This is a genomic window from Mesorhizobium sp. M7A.F.Ca.ET.027.03.2.1 (assembly GCF_003999175.1).
Lineage (GTDB): Bacteria > Pseudomonadota > Alphaproteobacteria > Rhizobiales > Rhizobiaceae > Mesorhizobium.
Genome location: NZ_RZOM01001165.1, coordinates 1 through 1,778, shown reverse-complemented (window position 1 = coordinate 1,778; position 1,778 = coordinate 1). Strand labels below are relative to the sequence as shown.

General features: G+C 64.2%; 1 protein-coding gene. It reads right to left on the bottom strand.

Annotated features, from left to right (window positions below):
• Positions 1 to 1,493, bottom strand: a 1,493-nt coding sequence (locus tag EN750_RS32470; protein WP_189526615.1) for an outer membrane beta-barrel protein, incomplete at its 3' end; no start/stop codon positions are given.
• Positions 1,494 to 1,778: the final 285 nt, after the last annotated feature.

Below are 1,778 nucleotides of genomic sequence, written 5' to 3'. Positions count from 1 at the left end.
ACGGTGGTCCGCCCGGTCAGGCCGATCGTGGTGCCGCGCTCCGGTGACCATTTGAGGTCGGCGTTGACGGTGGCACCGGAGATTGCATCAAGGTTTTTGTCGTCGATCGCTTCCCTGAGCCAGCCGGCCGAGAATTCGCCCGACAGCTTCTCGCCCATGTCGAGTGCAAGGCCAGCGCGGGCGCCGAGCCGCGTCGATGAGCGCTCGAAGCCTTCATTGTCGATGCGTTGATCATAGGTCCGGCGGCCGACCTCGATTTCGGTGAAGGGGGTCAGGGCAGGGGAGATCTCGTAGCCGGTGCGCAACGTCGCCGTGTAGAGCGTGGAGTCCTGATCCTTCTGCGACAGCGAGGTGCCGTCCGAGAGCTTGGCGTCGCCGTAAAAATCGTGCGAGACCGCGCCGGTCAGCGTGTACTGCATCTTGCCGAGATGCTTTTCGACGGCGAGGCTGCCATCGATGGTCTGCCGCAGCGGCTGCTTGCTGACGCCGGCAATGGCGTCCGGTGATGATGCCGATTCCGGCACGGCCTCGTAGCCGAGCTTGGCGATGGCGCGCAACTCATTGTCGAGGTCGACATTGAGCTGGCCTTCGATGCGCCCTTGCGCGTCGTGAACCGGGTAACCGGAGACGGTCTCGCGAAAAAGGCCATAGCCGTCGATCGTGGCTGAGTTCTCGCGCCAGTCGGAGGCGGCGGAAAAGCGCAGCGCTGTCTCGGACAGCAGCGCCGACGTGCCGGCACTGCTCGAATCGCCGTTCGAGGTGGCGGTCAGGCCCTGTTCGATCGTCGGCCGGATGACGAAGGAGCCCCATTTGACGCCGGTGGCGGCAAACGGATCATCCTCCAGCTTCTTTTTCTGGCCTTCGATGGCGTCAGTGCGCTCCGCGCCTGGGTCGAGCTTCTGCCTGTCGGCACTGTCGATGGTGAGGGCGCGGCGGTTGGCTGTGTCCTCGTCTGTCTCTTCACCTTCGGTGGCATCCGTCGTGGAGGCGGTCGTGGAAGCGGTGATGTCGGAGGTGCCGGCCGTCGATTTCTTCTTCTTTTTCGACTTGTCGGCAGCCTTGTCCTTGGCCTGGCCAGCAGCATTCTGCCCGGCAGTCGATGAGCGGCGGCGAGGCTTGGGCGGCGCCGCGATGTCGGCGGACGTGTCGTCAGTGGCTGCCGGCTGGTCGAAGAGGCTGCCGGTCGCGATGGCATCGCCGGTATCCGTATCGTCAGGCACGGCACCGGCGCTGGCCGGCAGATAGGTGCGGGCCGGCGCATTGTCCTGCGCGGCATTGGCCGGCTGTTGATCCTGCGCTGCCAGGGCCAGCTGTCTCGCCTTGCGCTGCTGGTCGGACAGGATCGCCGATTCCGAAACCTCGCCACGCAGTTCGGTTTCCTGGGCATGGAGCGCAGCCGGGCGCAGCAAGGCAAACATGCTGGTTGCCAGCAGCAAGGCGCAGACCGCCTTGCCCTTTCTTCCTGTCGAATTTTCTGGCTGGGCCCCGGACATCGCCACCACTGCTTGCGCGGCGCACGCGCGCCATACTTACCGAACCGTAAATGGGGATGGTTAACGGAGGGTTGAGGCGGCGGCCCGTGAACCAGCTGAAGCGCTGATTTCCAAAGGGATTCATACCGCCTGCGTTAAGCCTTTGGTTTTCGCGCCTGCCGTCATCTAAAACCACCGCGCACGTTCGGGCAACATGCCTTGGGCATTTCCGTTGGACAGCGCGCCGGCAAAGCGCTAATCGCATCAGCCATGCATGCGGGATCCCTGGATAAGAAGCCTTCGGAC